Origin of the sequence: Streptomyces tibetensis (genome assembly GCF_040647715.1) — a bacterium.
Lineage (GTDB): Bacteria > Actinomycetota > Actinomycetes > Streptomycetales > Streptomycetaceae > Streptomyces > Streptomyces tibetensis_A.
In genome coordinates this window covers 455,049-474,423 of sequence record NZ_JBEZCR010000001.1, presented here as the reverse complement: position 1 = coordinate 474,423, position 19,375 = coordinate 455,049, and the positions used below count along the sequence as shown (strand labels likewise).

Below are 19,375 nucleotides of genomic sequence, written 5' to 3'. Positions count from 1 at the left end.
CTCCACGGGCAGGACGTACCGGGAGGCGGCCTTCCACGGGCAGGACGTACCGGGAGGCGGCCTTCCACGGGCAGGACGTACCGGGAGGCGGCCTTCCACGGGCAGGACGTACCGGGAGGCGGCCTTCGTGCGGGTGGGCCGCTCTCGGGGTGGTCCCCTACGGGCAGGTTCGGGGTTTTTCTGGAACTCCGGGCCTGCCCGTTGCGTTTACCGTGGAAGAGCGACGCGAGGCGCCGTGACGTCCTGAGGAGGAGCCCTTGTGGAAGCAGTGATCGCAGTCTTCGCCCTGCTCTTCGTGCTCTTTCTGGGGCTCGGGGTGTACGCCACCGTGAAGGCGGTCGGCGTCGCCAAGCGTGGCGTGGACCGCGGCATCAGCCAGGCCCGCCGCACGGTCGAGGACCACACACTGCGTGCCAAGTCCTTCGTCCAGCCCGGCGCCCCGGGCGAACTCGCCCAACTCCGGCTGAAGCTGCGCACCTCGATGCGCGCCACCCAGGACGCCCTGCACGCGGCCGTCGCCGAGGACCCGTCCCTGAAGGAGTCCGTCGGCCTCTTCGAGCGGCTCAGCGTGCACGGACGGGAGCTGGACGAAGAGCTCAGGCGCCTGGAGTCCGAGCCGGACCGCGCCGCGCTCACCGAGCGGCTGCCCGGGCTTCGGGAGCGCACCGAACGCATCACGCACTCCGCTGACTCGCTGCGCTGGGCCGCCCGCGACCGGGCCCGCCGCTTCGCCGACGACGACCTGGACACGCTCAGCGCCCAGATCGACCTGGAGTCCGGCGCGCTGCGGCACTGGACGGAGCCGGAGCCGCAGTCCGCGCAGCGGTCCGCATCCGCGCAGCAGTCGGCTCCCTCCCGGCAGCCCGACTCGCCGCCGGCCGCGACCTCCCCGTGGCCCGAGGCGCCGGCCGCCGACGCGGGCACGGCCGGGCAGACCTGGCCGGACAGCGCACAGCCGGGCCCCGCGCGGGAACCGGCACGGCCCGCCATCACGCCGCCGGGACCACGCCTGACCCATCCGTGGCAGAAGAAGCCCCGTCCCGAGAGCACCACTTGAACCGGCCACTCACGCCGCGGGCCGCAGGGCCCGGGCTGCCACACGAGCGCTACGGCAGGTAACCTCCAGCTCATGTCCCGCCATGTCGCGATCGTCACCGATTCAACGGCCTACCTGCCGACCCGGACGATGGAGCGTCACGGCATCACAGCGGTACCGCTGACCGTGGTCCTCGGTGACCGGGCGCTGGAGGAGGGCACCGAGATCTCGACCCGCGCCCTCGCCCAGGCTTTGCAGAAGCGGCGCCCCGTGACGACGTCGCGGCCCGCTCCCGCGGTCTTCGAGGAGACCTACCGCAAGGTCGCCGAGTCAGGCGCCACCGGCATCGTCTCCCTCCACCTCTCCGCCGAACTGTCCGGCACCCACGACGCGGCCGTCGTGGCCGCACGGCAGGCGCCGGTGCCGGTGCGGGTGGTGGACACCGGCATGATCGCGATGGCGCTCGGCTTCTGCGCGCTCTCCGCGGCGGAGGTCGCGGAGTCGGGCGGGACGGTCGACGAGGCCGTGGCGGCAGCGGAGAAGAGAGCCGCGGGCACCTCTGCCTACTTCTACGTCGACACCCTCGACTACCTGCGGCGCGGCGGCCGTATCGGTGCCGCGCAGGCGCTGCTGGGCTCGGCGCTCGCGGTGAAGCCGCTGCTGCAGCTGGCCGAGGGCCGTATCGAACCCTTGGAGAAGGTGCGGACCGCGTCCAGGGCGATCGCCCGCCTCGAGGAGATCGCGGCCGACCGTGCGGGCAGCGCGCCGGTGGATGTCGCCGTCCACCATCTCGCCGCCCCGGACCGGGCGTCGGCCCTCGCCGACCGATTGCGGACACGGGTGTCCGGGCTGGCCGATCTGCATGTCAGCGAGGTCGGGGCGGTGATCGGGGCGCACACGGGGCCTGGGCTGCTGGGAGTCGTGATTTCGCCCCGGTGAACGTTGCTGTGGGACTCCGGTCACCCGTGTGAGTGACGGAGTTGCCCACAACCGGGGCTCTGTCCCCGGGAATTGACCAAGATCATCGCGTTTCGGGTGAAGTGGCCGATCCTCGTCGCATGGCACTTCGATCACGTTCACGTACAGCGACCGCGACCAGTGGGCCGGGCCGTGGGCCGGCGTCCGACGGGCGCGTCCGTCATCACCGACGCCCGCCGGTCGCACGGGGGCGAGCCCGGCAGCGTCATGCCTCCGCGGAGGAACTCCGGCGGCGCGCGGGGGTGTTGTTCGGCGAGCAGGCAAGGCCGGCCGGGCCTCCTGGGCGGGCCGAGCCGCTCGAACCGGCCGGGGAGCGACGCGAGTCGGGGCAGGGGCCGCCGGGCTTCGTCGGCCTCGACGAGACCTCGCGAGGGCATGGTGACCGCGCCACGGTGGCGGAGCCGATGACCGCTATCCCCCCAGCACGGGACGGTCTCCCCGCCCTGGGGGGCGCTTTCCTCGAGGTGGAGAGCGAGGGCGTCCGCGCGCGTGAAGGAGCCTGGCGGGAGCGGGCCGGCCTGGCGCTGCGCGAGCGCATGCCGCTGTGGGTGCAGTCCAGGTGCGGTCTGGAGCGGCGGAGCGTGCTGGCCCTGACGGTGGTGCTCGTCGTCGCGGCGGCATTCGCCGCGCAGCACTTCTGGACGGGGCGGACGCAGCCCGTGCGGCCACCGGAGGTCGTGCGGGCGGCGATTCCGTACGGGGAGCGGCAGGAGAGTGGGCCGGCCGGACAGAAGGGCGGCCCTGGTGCTGCCGGTGCTTCCTCCGGTGCGGGTGCCTCCTCCGCGGCGTCGTCCCGGCCCGCGAAGGCGGGGGCGGGAGAGATCGTCGTGGACGTCGGTGGCAAGGTCCGGGAGCCGGGGATCCACCGTCTGCCGCCCGGCTCGCGGGTGGCTGACGCGCTGCACGCGGCGGGCGGGGTGAAGCCGGGCACGAACACCGACGGGCTCAACCGTGCCCGGTTCCTCGTGGACGGCGAGCAGGTGATCGTCGGGGCCCCGGCTCCCGCGGGCGGACCGGGGGCGGCCGGTACGCCTCCCGGTAACCCCGGTGCCGTGGCCGGGGGCGCGGCGGGCGGGGTCGCCGCACCGGCGGCCCCCGTCTCCCTCAACACGGCCACCGCGGACCAGCTCGACACCCTGCCGGGTGTCGGCCCGGTGCTGGCGCAGCACATCATCGACTACCGCACGCAGCAGGGCGGTTTCCGCTCCGTGGACGAGCTGCGCGAGGTGAACGGCATCGGTGACCGCCGTTTCGCCGACCTGCGCGACCTCGTACGGCCATGAGGAGCCTCCCCGGCCCGCCGACGGGGCAGGACGAGGCCGCGTCCGGGCTCCGCCCCGCCCGGTCGTCGGTGCACGCGTCCTCCGGCACACGTCTGGGCGCGGCCCGTCCACGCCAGGAGGGCCCGACGGACCTGCGGCTCGTGCCGCCCGCCCTCGCGGCCTGGGCCACGGCGGCGCTGGTGCTGGACGCCCCGCCCCTGTGGGCCTTCGGCATCGTGGTCGGCTGTCTGGTGACCGTCGGACTGCTGTCCCTGTCCCGGAGGCATCGGGCCGCGTCCTGGTCGCGCGCCACGCTCGCCGCCCTGCTGCTGTGTGCCGCCGGGGCCGCCGCCTCGGCCGGGCTGCACGGGGCGGACCTGCGCCGGGGGCCCGTGCCGGGCCTGGCTCGGGAGTTCGCGTCGGTGACCGCCGAGGTCGAGCTCACATCCGACCCGCGGCTCACCCGGCCGAAGGTCAGCGGCGACCGCGTGGCTCCGACGGCCGTGCTGATCCACGCCGATGTGCTGCGCGTCCACGAGGCGGGCGGCACGTCGGTGACCACGCGGACACCGGTGCTGATGATCGTGGACGTGGGCCCGGCCCCGCCCGGTCGGGTGGCCGGTGGGCGGGAGCGGTCGCCCTGGCTCGGGCTGCTGCCGTCGACGCGGCTGCGGGTCGGCGCGCGGCTGGCGCCCGCGATGACGGGAGGCGACCGGGTCGCGGCCGTGCTGCGCGTGCGGGAACCGGGCGAACCGGACGTGGTGGAAGGGCCCTCGGGGCCGCAGCGGCTCGCCGGGCGGTTGCGTGCCGGGCTGCGGGAGGCGACCGACGGGCTGCCCGCGGACGCTCGGGCGCTGCTGCCGGGCCTGGTGGTCGGCGACACCTCGCGGATCACACCCGAGCTGGAGGAGGCGTTCAAGGAGACCGATCTCACGCACACCCTGGCCGTCTCCGGGGCCAACTTCACGATCCTGCTCGCGCTGCTGCTCGGACCGCCGGGCCTGGCGCAGCACGTCGAGCGGCGGGGGCTCGCGCCCCGGCTCGGTGTCTCGCTGCGCGGGACGGCCGTGCTCGGCGGAGTGCTCTCGCTCGGGTTCGTCGTCGTGTGCAGACCGGATCCGAGTGTGGTGCGGGCCGCGGCCTGCGGAGCCGTGGCCCTGCTCGCCCTGGCGACCGGCCGCCGGAGGTCGATGATCCCGGCGCTGGCGACGGCGGTTCTGCTGCTGGTGCTCTACGACCCGTGGCTGGCGCGCAGTTACGGGTTCCTGCTCTCCGTCGTCGCGACCGGGGCCCTGCTCACGCTCGCCCCGCGTTGGAGCGCCGGGCTGCGGCGGCGTGGGGTGCCGCCGAGGTGGGCCGAGGCCCTGGGCGCCGCCGGGGCCGCGCAGGCCCTGTGCGCGCCCGTCGTCGCCGTGCTGTCGGCGCGGGTGAGTCTGGTGGCGGTGCCGTGCAATCTGCTCGCGGAGTTCGCGATCGCGCCCGCGACCGTGCTGGGGTTCGCGGCACTGGCGACGGCGCCGGTGGTGATGCCGGTGGCCGAGGCCCTGGCGTGGTGCGCGCACTGGCCCGCCGAGTGGATCGCGACGATCGCCCGGACCGGGGCCGCACTGCCGGGCGGGGGAGTGGACTGGCCCGGCAGCTGGACGGGCGCGGTGCTGCTGCTGGCCGTGATCCTGGCCCTGGTGCTCGCCGGACGGCGGCTGCTCGGGCATCCCTGGTGGTGCGGGGTCTGCGGGGTGCTGCTGCTTGTGGTGGTGGTGCAGCCGCCACCGCTGACCCGGGTGGTGACCGGCTGGCCGCCGCCGGGCTGGCGGCTGGTGATGTGTGACGTGGGGCAGGGCGACGCCCTGGTGCTCGCGGCGGGCGAGGGGGCCGGAGTGGTGGTGGACGCGGGGCCCGATCCGCGGCTTGTCGACCGCTGTCTGCGCTCACTGGGCATCAGCAGGATCCCGCTGGTCGTGCTCACCCACTTCCACGCCGATCACGTGGCGGGTCTGCCCGGGGTGCTGCGTGGGCGGGCGGTGGGTGCGATCGAGACGACGGGGCTGGAGGAGCCCGCGGAGCAGGCCGGGTTCGTACGGAGACTGGCGGCGGCGCGGAGGATCCCCGTGACACGGGCGGCGGTCGGGGAGCAGCGGCGCACGGGGGAGTTGTCCTGGCAGGTGGTCTGGCCACCCCCGAGCCCGCCGCCGGGGATGCCTCCGAGAGCGCTTCCGGGGGTGTTTCCAGGGGTGCTTCCGGCCCACCCCGTGCCGGAGGGGCCGAACGACGCCAGCGTGGCCCTGCTGGTCCGCTCGGCCGGGCTGCGCCTGCTCCTCCTCGGGGACCTGGAGCCCCCGGCACAGAGGGCCCTGGCGCGCTCGCCGGCGGCCGAGACGCTGAAGGGTGTGGACGTGCTGAAGGTCGCCCACCACGGCTCGGCCTACCAGGACCCGGGCCTGATACGCCGGGTGGCCCCGCGGCTGGCCCTCATCTCCTGCGGCGAGGACAACTCGTACGGGCACCCGGCGCCGGGCACGGTGGCGGCGCTGCGTGCCGGGGGCGCGGCGGTGCTGCGCACGGACCGGGACGGCGCGCTCGCGGTCACCGGAGAGGGCGGCGAGCTGGGGGTGGCGCGAGACTGAGTGCATGAACTCGAGCCAGGTTGATGCCTATCTCCGCCGGCTGGGAGCCGAGCACCCGGCGTGGCCCACCGTCGACGCGCTGCGCGAACTGCACCTGCGGCACCTGCGGGCCGTGCCGTTCGAGAACCTCTCGATCCATCTGGGCGAGGAGATCGTGCTGGAGGAGCAGCGGCTGCTGGACAAGGTGGTGGGCGCCCGGCGGGGCGGGTTCTGCTACGAACTCAACGGCTCCTTCGGGGCGTTGCTCGCGGCGCTGGGGTACGACGTGGTGCTGCTTGCGGCGCGGGTGTACGGGGACGAGGGGCGGCTCGGGATCCCGTACGACCATCTGGCGCTGAGGGTGCGGACGGTGGACGGGGGCGACTGGCTGGCCGATGTCGGGTTCGGGGCGCACAGCCACCTGCCGCTGGCGTTCGGGGAGCGGGGGGAGCAGGAGGACCCGGGGGGCACGTTCCGGATCGTCGAGGCGGGGCCGGACGCGGCCGGGGTGCGCGGTGGGCACGGCACGGTGGAGGCGGCGGACCTGGACGTGTTCCGGGACGGCAGGGCGCAGTACCGCCTGGAGGTGCGTCCTCGGGCGCTCGGCGACTTCGTGGCCGGGGCCTGGTGGCACAGCACGTCGTCGGTGTCGCATTTCACGCGCTCGCTGGTGTGTTCGCTGGTGACGGAGGAAGGAGGGCGGATCACGCTCAGCGGACGCCGGCTCACGGTGACAGCGGCCGACGGCACGCGGGAGGAGAGGGAGCTGGGCACGGACGAGGAGGTACTCGGGGTGTACCGGGAGCGGTTCGGGATCGAGCTCGACAGGGTGCCGGTGTGCGAAATCCCGCGTAGGAGTCAATTCCGGCCACACGGGGCCACTCATCCGTAGTACCAGCACATCTGCTGGATTCCCGTGATGTGGTCCCGTGTTGCCTCGAAAGCCTCATGGGTGGTCGAATGCATCTTCGGTACGTGTGATCAACAGTGATCAACAGGCGATTTCGAGTCACTCAGAGGAGCCGTGGATGATCGGCCGCTGGCGGGCAAGCCGCACCGACCGGGTGCACCGGACGAGTCCCCTGGCGGCGGTGTCGACACCGCCGAGCGCCGGGGTGCTGGCCTGCCGGGTGCTGGACCCGGTCAACGAGCCGGTCCGGCACGCGGAGTTCGCCGTCACGGACTCCGTGGGGCGGCCGGTCGTCAGCGGCGGAGCGGATCCGTACGGGTCGTTCATGACGACGGTGCCCGCGGGGGAGTACCGGCTCGCGGTGTCTGCGGAGGGCTACACGCCCTACCGGGCGACGACGCAGGTCGCCGAGAACGCGCTCGCGTCCCTCGGGGACGTGACGCTGCAGGTGGCCCGGCCGCCGGAGCTTCCCGACGCCGGTGACTGGGAGGTCGAGTCGGCGCACTCCTCGATCGGCTTCACCGCGCGGCACATCGGACTGGCCCGCATCCACGGGCAGTTCAAGTCGTTCGCGGGGGTGATACGGGTCGCCGATCCGGTGGAGCGGTCGGCGATGCACGTGGTGATCGACGCGGCGTCCATCGACACCAACATGAGGATGCGGGACGACCATCTGCGCTCGGCGGACTTCCTGGACGTCGAGAGGTTCCCGACGCTGGAGTTCTACAGCGACCGGTTCGTGCACAAGGGCGGGAACCGGTGGGCCGTGACGGGGGCGCTGTCGCTGCACGGCGTGACGCGGACGGTCACGCTGGACACGGAGTACCTGGGGCTGGGCAACGGCATGGAGGGTGAGGTGCGCGCGGCCTGCCGGGCCACGACCGAACTGCACCGGGACGACTTCACGGTGAGCTGGCAGACGATGCTGGCGCGGGGCATCGCGGTGGTGGGGCCGAGCATCAGGGTCGACCTCGATGTGCAGATCGTCCGCAAGGGCTGAGCGAGAGGGCCACGAGGCGGTGTCGGACAATGTCCGGCGTGAGTGATGTGCGACATGTGCTGGTGCTGCCCGACCGTGACGCTGCGGAAGAGGTGGTGGAGGCGCTGCGGGAGCGGTTCGGGGTCGTGGAGGAGCCGCAGGTGGTGCGGGACGCGCTGGCCGGCGAGGACGACGCCGAGGACGCGCAGTGGCTGGTCGTCCTGCGCGACGAGGACGAGCGGCTGGATCCCGGGGAGCTGGACCGGCTGGCCGGCGAGTGGGAGGGCTGGCGGGAGGAACCGTAGGCACCCTCCCGAGCGCAGGTGCCGGGCGGATCGCAGCAGGTCCTGGGAGGGCGTACTTCGGCCTGGCTCGTCCGGGGGTCCACGTCATGCGCGTGCCTCTGCGTGTACGCCCGGTCCGTCGGGATCCGTTGTCAGTGGCGCGTGGGATGCTTGGGGCGATGGCCAGGAAGACTGCGAATGACGACCCCCTCGCCCCGGTGACGCTCGCCGTGGGCCAGGAGGACCTGCTCCTCGACCGTGCCGTGCAGGAAGTGGTGGCCGCGGCGAAGGCCGCCGACGCCGACACGGACGTGCGGGACCTGACCCCGGACCAGTTGCAGCCCGGCACGCTCGCCGAGCTGACGAGCCCGTCGCTCTTCGCGGAGCGCAAGGTCGTGGTCGTACGCAACGCGCAGGATCTGTCGGCCGACACGATCAAGGACGTGAAGGCGTACCTCGGGGCACCGGCCGAGGAGATCACCCTCGTGCTGCTGCACGCCGGCGGGGCGAAGGGCAAGGGGCTGCTCGACGCGGCGCGCAAGGCGGGGGCCCGTGAGGTGGCCTGCCCGAAGATGACGAAGCCTGCCGACCGGCTGGCGTTCGTGCGGGGCGAGTTCAGGGCGACGGGGAGGTCCGCCACACCGGAGGCGTGCCAGGCGCTCGTCGACGCGATCGGCAGCGATCTGCGGGAGCTGGCCTCGGCGGTGTCGCAACTGGTCGCGGACGTCGAGGGGACGATCGACGAGGCGGTCGTCGGGCGGTACTACACCGGGCGGGCCGAGGCGTCGAGCTTCACGGTCGCCGACCGGGCGGTCGAGGGGCGCGCCGCGGAGGCCCTGGAGGCGTTGCGCTGGTCGCTGGCGACCGGGGTCGCGCCGGTGCTCATCACGAGCGCGCTCGCCCAGGGCGTCCGGGCGATCGGGAAGCTGTCCTCCGCGCGGGGGGGCCGTCCGGCGGACCTCGCGCGGGAGCTGGGCATGCCGCCGTGGAAGATCGACCGAGTGCGCCAGCAGATGCGGGGCTGGACCCCGGACGGGGTGTCGGTCGCGCTGCGGGCCGTGGCGGAGGCGGACGCGGGGGTGAAGGGCGGGGGCGACGACCCCGAGTACGCCCTGGAGAAGGCCGTGGTCACCATCGCCCGAGCGGCTCGCTCCCGGGGCCGGGGCTAGGGTCCGTCGTTTGGATCAGCCCGCAGACGCGGGGCCTGGCACGCGCATCTGCCGTGTTGTCGTCGGTTGTCGACGCTCCGCGTCGACGCCCTCCTCCGCGTTGCGGCTGCACGCACCAGGCCCCGCTCACCGGCAAGAACCGCCGCCAACCTGCGACCTGATCCGAACGACAGGCCCTGGGGCCCGGCCGGCGGACCAGCCGGGTGGCCCGCCGGCGCTGAATCGCCGTAGCGACCCGCCGGACAGGGAGCTGGGTGGGGCAGGTGGGGGCCCGTCGAGAAATGCCTCGACATCGGGCATGGTGATCGGGGACGCTTCGCGCGATGACCAGAATCGATGACACGCCGCCTGCGTGGGACGAGCGCACCCAGCTCACCACGTTTCTCGACTACGCACGTGACACCGCCCGCGCCAAGTGCGACGGCGTCTCTGCGGAGAACGCACGCAAGGCGCTCCTGCCGGGCTCACCGCTGATGACCATGAGCGGAGTGATCAACCACCTCCGCTGGGTCGAGTACTACTGGTTCCAAGTGGTCTTCCTCGGCGAGGAAGACCGGGGCCCCTGGACCGAGGAGGACCCCGACCGCGAGATGCGTATCGCCGTCGACTTCCCGCTCACGCAGTTGCTCGACGAATACGCCGAACAGAGCACCCGCTACCGCGAACTGGTCGCCGGGAACGGCCTGGACAAACAGGCCCAGCGAGCCATTCGCAACGGGCTCCACGTCGACCTGCGCTGGATCCTCCTCCACCTCACCGAGGAGACGGCCCGCCACAACGGCCACCTGGACATCCTGCGCGAGATGCTCGACGGTACGACCGGCGACTAGATCCGGCGGAGATCAGGGGCGGACCGGAGTCGGATCGAGGCGAAGGTGAAGGTGCTGCGGAATAGGGAGCCGCGCTTGTCGAAGCCTGCGGGTCCGCCGCCCCTGCTGCCGGAATCCTGACGGTCACATGGTCCGCCGGACAGGCCCAAGCCCTCAGAAGACCGGCTCCCCCATCCCCAGCAGGTTGCCCTCGCTGTCGTGGAACCAGGCGCCGCGTTCGCCGCGGGCGCCCTTGCTCGGGTAATTTCCCTCGATCTCGGCGATTGCGCCCCGCGTACGGAAGCCGGGGGCGTCGACCTCCTCGAAGACCACGCCGCGGCGCTGCAGCTCGGCGACGGCCGCATCGAGGTCCTCGACCTCCAGCGCCATCTGCGTGAAGGTGCCGGGGGACGCTCCCGTCGAGCGGAACAGGACGAACTCCGCTCCGCCGCACCGGTAGAGCAGCCCGCCGGGGCGTTCGTCCACGGGATCCAGTCCCAGTTTCTCCGAGTAGAAGCGCCGTGCCCGCTCCAGGTCCTGGGCGGGGAGCCTGGTCGCAGCGCGGACCAGAACCGGTGCCTCGGTGTCGTGTGCGTCCATGTCTCCACTGTGCCGTGATCGAGTCGCCCTCTCCCTGCCGAAGAGGAGAATCGGATGTATCAGCCGTACGTCGCCAAGTGATGGAAAGGTGGCGAGGACCATGGCTGAACATCCGCACGCAGCGCTGGTCCGCAAGGGGTTCGAGGCTTTCTCACGCGGTGACATGGACACCCTGCGGGAACTGATCGCCAAGGACGCGACGCATCACGTGCCCGGCAGCCACCCACTATCGGGTGACTTCAAGGGCCGGGACGCGATCATGGACATGTACCGGCGGCTGGGCGAGGAGACCGCCGGGTCGATGCGTCTGGAAGTGCTCGGGATCGCTGTCGACGGCCGGGGGCACGCGGTCGGCATGTGCAGGTTCACGGCCGAGCGGCAGGGCAGGAAGCTCGACGACACCGGCTGCATCGTCTTCCGGATCGTCGGCGACAAGGTCACCGACCTCGACGAATGCGTCGAGGACATCGAGAAGAACAACGAGTTCTGGTCCTGAACAGGCCGAAGGCCCCGCCCGCCGCCCTGGGGAAGGGCGGAAAGCGGGGCCTTCGGTTCGAGCTGCTGGATCCGCGCCCGCGTGGCGAACGCAGGCCGCGCGCGGATCCGGGGGTGCCGGACGGGAGCGGATGAGAGAGGGCCCGCTCGATTCCCTCCGGCGTCACATCAGATGTCAGCCCTTGAGCGCGTCGACCTTCGAAGCCAGCGCCGACTTCTTGTTGGCGGCCTGGTTCTTGTGGATGACGCCCTTCGAGACGGCCTTGTCGAGCTGACGCGCGGCGACGCGCTGGTACTCGGTGGCCTTCTCGACGTCACCCGCGGCAGCAGCCTCACGGGCCTTGCGGATCGCGGTCTTGAGGGAGGACTTGACGGCCTTGTTGCGCAGCCGCGCCTTCTCGTTGGTCTTGATCCGCTTGATCTGGGACTTGATGTTCGCCACGAATGAGCCTTCTCAGGTTCTGGCACGAGGCCGCACGGACACGCACGATTCCCGCACCGGGTGATTTCTTGGGGTCGTACCTCCTGCGAGAGGGCATGAGGCACAGCCACCCAGGCTACCAGTGGGCCCATCCACGGCCCAAACCCGTCCGTGGTCCCCGCCCGTGGGACCATGGAGGCTACGTATCGATCCGACCCGAGACCGCAGACACTGCGGACGCCTCAAGAATCAGGACCCTGCGTGCCCGCGATCCCCAGCCACGTGCCCGAGCCGAGCCGTACCGACCCGGCTCTGATCCGCAACTTCTGCATCATCGCGCACATCGACCACGGCAAGTCCACGCTCGCCGACCGGATGCTCCAGCTGACCGGAGTGGTCGAGCAGCGGCAGATGCGCGCCCAGTACCTCGACCGCATGGACATCGAGCGCGAGCGTGGCATCACGATCAAGTCACAGGCGGTGCGTCTGCCGTGGGCTCCCACCCACGACAAGAACGACACGCACATCCTCAACATGATCGACACCCCCGGGCACGTCGACTTCACCTACGAGGTCTCCCGGTCGCTCGCCGCGTGCGAGGGGACCATCCTCCTGGTCGACGCCGCCCAGGGCATCGAGGCGCAGACCCTCGCCAACCTCTACCTGGCGATGGAGAACGACCTCAAGATCATCCCGGTGCTGAACAAGATCGACCTGCCGGCGGCGCAGCCCGAGAAGTTCTCCGAGGAGCTCGCCAACCTGGTCGGGTGCGACCCCGACGACGTGCTCAAGGTGTCCGCCAAGACGGGCCTGGGTGTCGAGGCGCTGCTCGACAAGGTCGTCGCGGAGATCCCCCCGCCGGTCGGTGTCGCGGACGCCCCCGCCCGCGCGATGATCTTCGACTCGGTCTACGACTCCTACCGCGGTGTCGTGACGTACGTCCGTGTCATCGACGGCCAGCTCAACAAGCGCGAGCGCATCCGGATGATGTCCACCGGCGCCACGCACGAGCTGCTGGAGATCGGCACCAACTCGCCGGAGATGCTGTCGGCCGACGGCCTCGGCGTGGGCGAGGTGGGCTACCTCATCACCGGTGTGAAGGACGTCCGTCAGTCCAAGGTCGGTGACACCGTCACCAGCCAGCACAAGGGCGCCGAGGACGCGCTCGGCGGCTACAAGGACCCCAAGCCGATGGTGTTCTCCGGCCTCTACCCGCTGGACGGCTCGGACTACCCGGAGCTGCGCGAGGCCCTGGACAAGCTCCAGCTCAACGACGCCGCGCTGGTCTACGAGCCGGAGACCTCCGCGGCCCTCGGCTTCGGCTTCCGCGTCGGCTTCCTCGGCCTGCTGCACCTCGACGTGATCCGCGAGCGGCTGGAGCGCGAGTTCGGCCTCGACCTCATCGCCACCGCGCCGAACGTGGTCTACCGCGTCCTCATGGAGGACGGCACCGAGCACACCGTCACCAACCCGAGCGAGTTCCCCGAGGGCAAGATCTCGGAGGTCTACGAGCCGGTCGTGCGGGCCACCATCCTCGCGCCCAGCGAGTTCATCGGCTCGATCATGGAGCTGTGCCAGACCCGGCGCGGCACCCTGCTCGGCATGGACTACCTCTCCGAGGACCGGGTCGAGATCCGCTACACCCTGCCGCTCGCGGAGATCGTCTTCGACTTCTTCGACCAGCTGAAGTCCAAGACCCGCGGCTACGCCTCGCTCGACTACGAGCCCACCGGCGAGCAGACCTCCAGCCTGGTCAAGGTCGACATCCTGCTGCACGGCGACAAGGTCGACGCCTTCTCGGCGATCACCCACAAGGACGCCGCGTACGCCTACGGTGTGCGGCTGGTCGCCAAGCTGCGCGAGCTCATCCCGCGGCAGGCCTTCGAGGTGCCCATCCAGGCCGCCATCGGCTCCCGGGTCATCGCCCGCGAGACCATCCGTGCCATCCGCAAGGACGTCCTCGCCAAGTGCTACGGCGGTGACATCTCCCGTAAGCGGAAGCTGCTGGAGAAGCAGAAGGAGGGCAAGAAGCGGATGAAGATGGTGGGTTCCGTGGAGGTTCCGCAGGAGGCCTTCATCGCCGTCCTGTCGAGTGATGACAGCGCGGGGTCGGGCAAGGGCAAGAAGTAATCACGGGTTACCGCGTGTTACGCCGCAATCCGGGTTGAACAGGGGCTCGCCGTGCGAAAGTGCGGCGGGCCCCGTGCGTTCGCGGGGTAGCTCTCTGTACGAAGTGACAGGCCGCGGACCCTTACGCAGGGGCCGGTCGCCCTTTACTCTGATCCCTGCTCGATAGTTACTCGCGAGTTAAACAAGGGCTCGCGAGTGAACCCAGCCGCACCTGAGCCAGCCGCACGCCGCGGGCCCGGAGGATGTCGTGAGCGACACACAGACCCTGATCGAGAACCGTCCGCCGTCCGTGGCGGGCCTCTTCCTGGAGCGCGTGGCGGCCACGCCGGATGCCGAGGCCTATCGGTATCCGGTCCCGTCGGCGGGCCAGGGGCCGGACGACTGGAAGTCACTGACCTGGGCACAGTCCGCCGAGCGGGTCTACGCCATCGCGGCGGGCCTGATCGAGCTGGGCGTGCAGCCGGAGCAGCGCGTCGCCCTCGCCGCCGGCACCCGGCTCGAGTGGATCCTCGCCGACCTCGGCATCATGTGCGCCGGAGCGGCCACGACCACGGTGTACCCGCAGACCAACGCCGACGAGTCCGCGTACATCCTGTCGGACTCCGAGAGCCGGGTGCTGATCGCGGAGAACGCCGAGCAGCTGGCCAAGGCCCAGGACAAGCGCGCCGAGCTGCCCGAGCTCACGCATGTCGTGGTGATCGACGGGGCCGGTGTCGAGACCGCCGACTGGATCCTCACCCTGGACGAGCTGGAGAAGCGCGGCGCGGCCCGGCTGGAGAAGGACCCCGACCTCATCAAGGAGCGGGTCGGCGCGATCACCAAGGACCAGCTGGCCACCCTCATCTACACCTCCGGCACCACGGGCCGACCCAAGGGCGTGCGCCTGCCGCACGACAACTGGTCGTACATGGCGAAGGCGATCGCCGCGACCGGGCTGGTCAGCGGCGCGGACGTGCAGTACCTGTGGCTGCCCCTCGCGCACGTCTTCGGCAAGGTGCTGACCTCCGGGCAGATCGAGGTCGGGCACGTCACCGCCGTGGACGGCCGGGTCGACAAGATCATCGAGAATCTGCCGGTCGTGCAGCCGACGTACATGGCGGCCGTGCCGCGCATCTTCGAGAAGGTCTACAACGGCGTGGCCGCGAAGGCCCGCGCGGGCGGCGGCGCCAAGTACAAGATCTTCCAGTGGGCGGCCGAGGTGGCCCGCGAGTACGCCAAGGTCTCCCAGGACAACTTCCGGCGGACCGGCACCGCGTCCGTGCCGTTCGGTCTCGGCGCGAAGCACAAGGTCGCCGACGCGCTGGTGTTCGCCAAGATCAAGGAGGCGTTCGGTGGGAACCTGCGGGCGTGCGTCTCCGGTTCGGCGGCGCTGGCACCCGAGATCGGGTACTTCTTCTCCGGCGCCGGCATCCACATCCTGGAGGGCTACGGCCTGACCGAGTCCTCGGCGGCGTCCTTCGTGAACCCGGGCGAGGCCTACCGCACCGGCACGGTCGGCAAGCCGCTGCCCGGTACGGAGGTGCGGATCGCCGACGACGGGGAGATCCTGCTGCGCGGCCCGGGCATCATGGAGGGCTACCACAAGCTGCCCGAGAAGACGGCCGAGGTGCTGGAGCCGGACGGCTGGTTCCACACCGGGGACATCGGGGAGCTGTCGCCCGACGGGTACCTGCGGATCACCGACCGCAAGAAGGACCTCATCAAGACCTCGGGCGGCAAGTACATCGCCCCGGCGGAGGTCGAGGGGCAGTTCAAGGCGGTGTGCCCGTACGTGTCCAACATCCTGGTGCACGGGGCCGACCGGAACTTCTGCACGGCGCTGATCGCGCTCGACGAGGTCGCCGTCACCGAGTGGGCGAAGGACAACGGTCTTGAGGGCAAGTCGTACGCGGAGATCGTGGCGGCGCCGCAGACCGTGGAGATGGTCGACGGGTATGTGAAGCAGCTCAACGAGGGGCTTCAGCGGTGGCAGACGATCAAGAAGTTCCGGCTGCTGCCGCGGGATCTGGACGTCGAGCACGGTGAGATCACGCCGAGTCTGAAGCTGAAGCGGCCCGTGGTGGAGCGGGAGTACAAGCATCTGATCGACGAGATGTACGACGGGGTTCGCGAGGCGTAGGGGGGGCGGTGGGGGCTGTGTCGCGGCTGCGGGTGCGTCGTGGCTCGTCGCGCAGTTCCCCGCGCCCCTAACCACGTTCCCCTGCTCGGCGTCTGAGGTCCTGGATCTCCATCCTCAGGCGTTCCACCTCTCTGCCTTTTCGGTAGAGGTCCAGGAAGACGCTGACCTTCGCCCTGAGGACCCATGGGTCGAAGGGCTTGGTCACGTAGTCGGCGGCGCCGGTCGCGTAGCCGCGGAAGGCGTAGCCCACGTCGTCGTCCGCGCCGGTGAGGAAGATGATCGGGATGTCCCGGGTCTGGTCGAGGCGTTTGATGTGGGCGGCCGTCTCGAAGCCGTCCATGCCGGGCATGCGGATGTCGAGCAGGATCAGGGCGATCGGCTGCCGCAGCAGGGCCTTCATCGCCTCCTCGCCCGAACGGGCCCGCAGCAGCGGCTCGTTGAGGGAGGCGAGGACGGCCTCCAGGGCGGTCAGGTTGTCCTCCATGTCGTCGACCAGGAGGATTCCGGCGCGTTCGGGGTGGGTGGGCGTGCGGCTCATGCCTCTTCTTCCGTGCCCTCGGGGTCCAGTAGTGCGCACACGACGCTCAGCAGGCCGTCGAGGTCCACCGGCTTGGGAACGTAGTCGTTGGCGCCGCGGGCGATGGACTTCTCCCGGTCGCCGGGCATCGCCTTGGCGGTCAGGGCCACGATCGGCAGGCCCGACCAGCGGGGCGTGCGGCGGATCGCGGAGATGGTCTCGTAGCCGTCCAGCTCCGGCATCATGATGTCCATCAGGACCAGTTCCACGTCCGCGCCGCGCCCTCGCGGCCGTTCTCCGCGTAGAGCACGGTCATGCCGACCCGGCCCAGGACATGGGTGAGGGCGAAGACGTTGCGGATGTCGTCGTCGACGATCAGCACCCGCCGGCCGGCCAGGATCCGGCCCGGCCTGCCGGACGTCCACGCCTCCAGCTCGGTCGGGGACGGCCAGGCGTCGTCCGTGTCATGCGCCACCGGGAACGGCTCGGCGGCCGGCCGGAGGGGCAGCGGCAGGTCGGTGCGGTCCTCGGGTGCGGGCGCGGTGTGGCCGGGGCTGACGACCGGCACGTACAGGGTGAACGTGGAGCCCTTCCCGGGTTCGCTCTCGGCGACGATCCGGCTGCCGAGCAGGCCCGCGATCTCCCGGCTGATGGACAGGCCGAGGCCGGTCCCGCCGTACTTGCGGTTGGTGGTGCCGTCGGCCTGCTGGAACGCCTCGAAGATCACCGGGAGTTTCTCCGGCGCGATCTCGATGCCGGTGTCGGACACGGCGAACGCGATGACGTCGCCGGTGTCCCGGACCCAGCGGTGCTCGGCGTCCTGCACCCGGTCCACCCGCAGCTCGACCTTGCCGGACGCGGTGAATCTGATCGCGTTGGAGAGGAGGTTGCGGAGGATCTGCTGGAGCCGTTGTTCGTCCGAGTACATCTCGCGCGGTACGTCCTCGCCGACCGCGACCTCGAAGGCCAGCCCCCGGTCCAGGGTGACGGGCCGGAAGGTGGAGTGGACGTAGTCGAGCAGCTTGATGAGCGGGAGCCGCTTGGGGCGTACGTCCATCCGGCCGGCCTCGATCTTCGACAGGTCCAGGATGTCGTTGATCAGCTGCAGCAGGTCCGAGCCCGAGCGGTGGATGGTGGTGGCGAACTGCACCTCCTGGTCGGAGAGATGGCCGTCCGGGTTGTCGGAGAGCAGCCGGGCCAGGATCAGCAGCGAGTTCAGCGGGGTGCGCAGCTCGTGCGACATGTTGGCCAGGAACTCGGACTTGTACTGCGAGGACGTGGCCAGCAGGGCGGCCTTCTCCTCCAGTTCGGCGTTGGAGCGCTGCAGTTCGCCCTGCTGCTTCTGCAGTTCGTCCGAGCGCTCCTGGAGCTGCATGGCCAGGCGCTGGGACTCGCCGAGCAGGGACTCCGTGCGGGAGTTGGCGATGATCGTGTTGATGGCGACGCCGATGGTGTTGACGAACTGGTCGAAGAACGCCAGGTGGACGTCGGAGAAGCGGGAGAACGAGGCCAGTTCGATGACGCCGAGCAGCTTGTCCTCGAAGAGGATCGGGATGATGACGATGGTGGTCGGGGCCGCCTCGCCGAGGCCACTGTTGATCTTGATGTAGTCGGGTGGGGCGCCCTCCGCCAGGATCCGCTTCTTCTCCCGGGCCGCCTGCGCGACCAGGCCGTGCACCGGCAGGCCGCCGGTCTCCACGGTCGCGTCCTGGGCGGCGCCGTACCCGGCGATGAAGGCGAGCCCCTTGGTCGGGGCCACTGTTCCGTCCTCGTCCGGGTCGGCCAGGTAGAACGCGCCGTACTGGGCGTTCACCAGCGGGGTCAGCTCGCGCAGTATCAGGTCGGCGACCTCCATCAGGTCCCGGTGGCCCTGCATCAGGGAGGCGAGCCGGGCCAGGTTGGACTCCAGCCAGTCCTTCGCGCGGGTCGTCTCGCGCAGGTTGGCCACCATCAGGTTGATGTTGTCCTTCAGCTCGGCGACCTCGCCCTGCGTCTCCACCGTGATCGAGCGGGACATGTCGCCCTGGGCCACCGCGGAGGCGACCTCGGCGATCGCGCTGACCTGGGTGGTGAGGTTGGACGCGAGTTCGTTGACGTTCGTCGTCAGGCGCTTCCAGGTGCCGTAGACGCCCTCGACCCGGGCCTGGCCGCCCAGCCGGCCCTCGGAGCCGACCTCGCGGGCGACCCGCGTGACCTCCGAGGAGAAGGAGGACAGCGTGTCGACCATGGTGTTGATGGTGGTCTTCAGCTCCAGGATCTCGCCGCGCGCGTCCACGTCGATCTTCAGGGACAGGTCGCCCTGCGCCACGGCCGTCGTCACCTGGGCGATGTTGCGGACCTGGGAGGTCAGGTTCGACGCCATGAAGTTGACGTTGTCGGTGAGGTCCTTCCAGACGCCGGACACGCCCCGCACCTGCGCCCGGCCGCCCAGCCGGCCCTCGGTGCCGACCTCGCGGGCCACCCGCGTCACCTCGCCGGTGAACAGGGACAGCTGGTCCACCATCTTGTTCACGGCCCGGCCAAGATGCCGCAGATCGCCGCGCAACTGCCGCGTGCCGTCGTGCAGATCGACCCGCCGGGTGAGGTCGCCGCCGGCCACAGCGTCCAGCACGCGGGTGGCGTTCGCCGCCGGGGCGACCAGGGCGTCGAGCAACTGGTTCACGTCGTCGACCCGGGACGTCCACAAGCCCTGACCCGGGCTGGCCGAGAGCCGCTCGTCCAGCCGGCCGTGCCGCACCAGTTCCCGTCGGACGCGCCGCACCTCGGAGGTGAAGTGGACGCTGCGGTCCATGATCTGGTTGTAGACGGCGGTCAGTTCGGCCACCATCCCGTGGCCTGATTCCGGCACCTTGGTGAAGTCGCCGTCGCGTGCGGCGGTCATGGCGGCGAGCAGGGGGCGCAGATCGGATGCACGAATCTGACCGTCTTCGCACCGGTCTTCGACCACAGGAGTAGCACTGTTCTCACTCATGGCGGCCCACTTCGGTAACTCGGCGCTTATGGGCGTGGCCAGTCTGTCACTCTGTCGGCATCGACTGTGGCGTATTCGTACGAACTGCCCGG

The 19,375-nt window shown here is 71.0% G+C and carries 15 protein-coding genes and 1 pseudogene; 12 read left to right on the top strand and 4 right to left on the bottom strand.

Annotated elements, in window-relative coordinates; all coding sequences use genetic code 11:
* Positions 1-259: 259 nt before the first annotated feature.
* From AB0B29_RS02145 to AB0B29_RS02105, 9 genes are all read left to right on the top strand, one after another.
* Positions 260-1,057 (top strand): hypothetical protein, encoded by a 798-nt coding sequence (locus AB0B29_RS02145; RefSeq protein WP_362232760.1) that lies wholly within the window; start codon positions 260-262, stop codon positions 1,055-1,057.
* A gap of 72 nt (positions 1,058-1,129) precedes the next feature.
* Positions 1,130-1,975, top strand: a complete 846-nt coding sequence (locus AB0B29_RS02140; RefSeq protein WP_362232758.1) for a DegV family protein — start codon at positions 1,130-1,132, stop codon at positions 1,973-1,975.
* 119 nt (positions 1,976-2,094) lie between these two features.
* On the top strand, positions 2,095-3,297 hold the full coding sequence (locus AB0B29_RS02135; RefSeq protein ID WP_362232755.1) for a ComEA family DNA-binding protein: 1,203 nt from the start codon (positions 2,095-2,097) through the stop codon (positions 3,295-3,297).
* Positions 3,294-5,900, top strand: coding sequence for a ComEC/Rec2 family competence protein (locus AB0B29_RS02130; RefSeq protein ID WP_362232752.1), 2,607 nt, complete (start codon positions 3,294-3,296; stop codon positions 5,898-5,900). The genes AB0B29_RS02135 and AB0B29_RS02130 overlap by 4 nt, the downstream gene beginning before the upstream one ends.
* A gap of 4 nt (positions 5,901-5,904) precedes the next feature.
* Positions 5,905-6,771: an arylamine N-acetyltransferase family protein gene (locus AB0B29_RS02125; protein WP_362232749.1), complete on the top strand. Its 867-nt coding sequence runs from the start codon at positions 5,905-5,907 to the stop codon at positions 6,769-6,771.
* A 136-nt stretch (positions 6,772-6,907) separates the two neighbouring features.
* Positions 6,908-7,789: a YceI family protein gene (locus AB0B29_RS02120; protein WP_362232747.1), complete on the top strand. Its 882-nt coding sequence runs from the start codon at positions 6,908-6,910 to the stop codon at positions 7,787-7,789.
* 38 nt (positions 7,790-7,827) lie between these two features.
* The gene (locus tag AB0B29_RS02115; protein WP_362232744.1) at positions 7,828-8,073 is read left to right on the top strand and encodes a hypothetical protein; all 246 of its coding nucleotides are present in this window, start codon (positions 7,828-7,830) and stop codon (positions 8,071-8,073) included.
* Between the two features lie 158 nt (positions 8,074-8,231).
* Positions 8,232-9,221, top strand: coding sequence for a DNA polymerase III subunit delta (gene holA, locus AB0B29_RS02110; protein WP_362232741.1), 990 nt, complete (start codon positions 8,232-8,234; stop codon positions 9,219-9,221).
* Between the two features lie 323 nt (positions 9,222-9,544).
* The gene (locus AB0B29_RS02105; protein WP_362232738.1) at positions 9,545-10,051 is read left to right on the top strand and encodes a DinB family protein; all 507 of its coding nucleotides are present in this window, start codon (positions 9,545-9,547) and stop codon (positions 10,049-10,051) included.
* Positions 10,052-10,204: 153 nt separating this feature from the next.
* Here the strand turns inward: AB0B29_RS02105 and AB0B29_RS02100 are convergent, their stop codons facing one another.
* Positions 10,205-10,630 (bottom strand): VOC family protein, encoded by a 426-nt coding sequence (locus AB0B29_RS02100; RefSeq protein ID WP_362232735.1) that lies wholly within the window; start codon positions 10,628-10,630, stop codon positions 10,205-10,207.
* 100 nt (positions 10,631-10,730) lie between these two features.
* On the opposite strand from AB0B29_RS02100, the gene AB0B29_RS02095 reads away from it, so the two are divergent.
* A complete protein-coding gene (locus AB0B29_RS02095) occupies positions 10,731-11,126 on the top strand; it encodes a nuclear transport factor 2 family protein (RefSeq protein WP_362232732.1) in 396 nt (131 codons plus the stop codon).
* A 174-nt stretch (positions 11,127-11,300) separates the two neighbouring features.
* Here AB0B29_RS02095 and rpsT read toward each other — a convergent pair whose 3' ends face one another.
* A complete protein-coding gene (gene rpsT, locus AB0B29_RS02090; RefSeq protein WP_053669127.1) occupies positions 11,301-11,567 on the bottom strand; it encodes a 30S ribosomal protein S20 in 267 nt (88 codons plus the stop codon).
* Between the two features lie 240 nt (positions 11,568-11,807).
* Here rpsT and lepA point away from each other — a divergent pair, with 240 nt between their 5' ends.
* Complete coding sequence (gene lepA / locus AB0B29_RS02085; protein WP_362232729.1) at positions 11,808-13,676, top strand: translation elongation factor 4; 1,869 nt, start codon at positions 11,808-11,810, stop codon at positions 13,674-13,676.
* Between the two features lie 247 nt (positions 13,677-13,923).
* Positions 13,924-15,795 (top strand): AMP-dependent synthetase/ligase, encoded by a 1,872-nt coding sequence (locus tag AB0B29_RS02080; RefSeq protein WP_362232726.1) that lies wholly within the window; start codon positions 13,924-13,926, stop codon positions 15,793-15,795.
* A 67-nt stretch (positions 15,796-15,862) separates the two neighbouring features.
* Here AB0B29_RS02080 and AB0B29_RS02075 read toward each other — a convergent pair whose 3' ends face one another.
* On the bottom strand, positions 15,863-16,333 hold the full coding sequence (locus tag AB0B29_RS02075; RefSeq protein ID WP_362232723.1) for a response regulator: 471 nt from the start codon (positions 16,331-16,333) through the stop codon (positions 15,863-15,865).
* Positions 16,330-19,283: pseudogene (locus tag AB0B29_RS02070) on the bottom strand (ATP-binding protein). The gene AB0B29_RS02075 and the pseudogene AB0B29_RS02070 overlap by 4 nt, the downstream one beginning before the upstream one ends.
* Between the last annotated feature and the right edge of the window lie 92 nt (positions 19,284-19,375).

Bases quoted from the DNA above. Each gene is read 5' to 3' on its own strand.
- holA (WP_362232741.1), top strand. From the start codon at position 8,232: ATGGCCAGGAAGACTGCGAATGACGACCCCCTCGCCCCGGTGACGCTC.
- AB0B29_RS02120 (WP_362232747.1), top strand. From the start codon at position 6,908: ATGATCGGCCGCTGGCGGGCAAGCCGCACCGACCGGGTGCACCGGACG.
- AB0B29_RS02095 (WP_362232732.1), top strand. From the start codon at position 10,731: ATGGCTGAACATCCGCACGCAGCGCTGGTCCGCAAGGGGTTCGAGGCT.
- AB0B29_RS02100 (WP_362232735.1), bottom strand. From the start codon at position 10,630: ATGGACGCACACGACACCGAGGCACCGGTTCTGGTCCGCGCTGCGACC.
- AB0B29_RS02105 (WP_362232738.1), top strand. From the start codon at position 9,545: ATGACCAGAATCGATGACACGCCGCCTGCGTGGGACGAGCGCACCCAG.
- AB0B29_RS02125 (WP_362232749.1), top strand. From the start codon at position 5,905: ATGAACTCGAGCCAGGTTGATGCCTATCTCCGCCGGCTGGGAGCCGAG.
- AB0B29_RS02130 (WP_362232752.1), top strand. From the start codon at position 3,294: ATGAGGAGCCTCCCCGGCCCGCCGACGGGGCAGGACGAGGCCGCGTCC.
- AB0B29_RS02135 (WP_362232755.1), top strand. From the start codon at position 2,095: ATGGCACTTCGATCACGTTCACGTACAGCGACCGCGACCAGTGGGCCG.
- AB0B29_RS02075 (WP_362232723.1), bottom strand. From the start codon at position 16,333: ATGAGCCGCACGCCCACCCACCCCGAACGCGCCGGAATCCTCCTGGTC.
- AB0B29_RS02140 (WP_362232758.1), top strand. From the start codon at position 1,130: ATGTCCCGCCATGTCGCGATCGTCACCGATTCAACGGCCTACCTGCCG.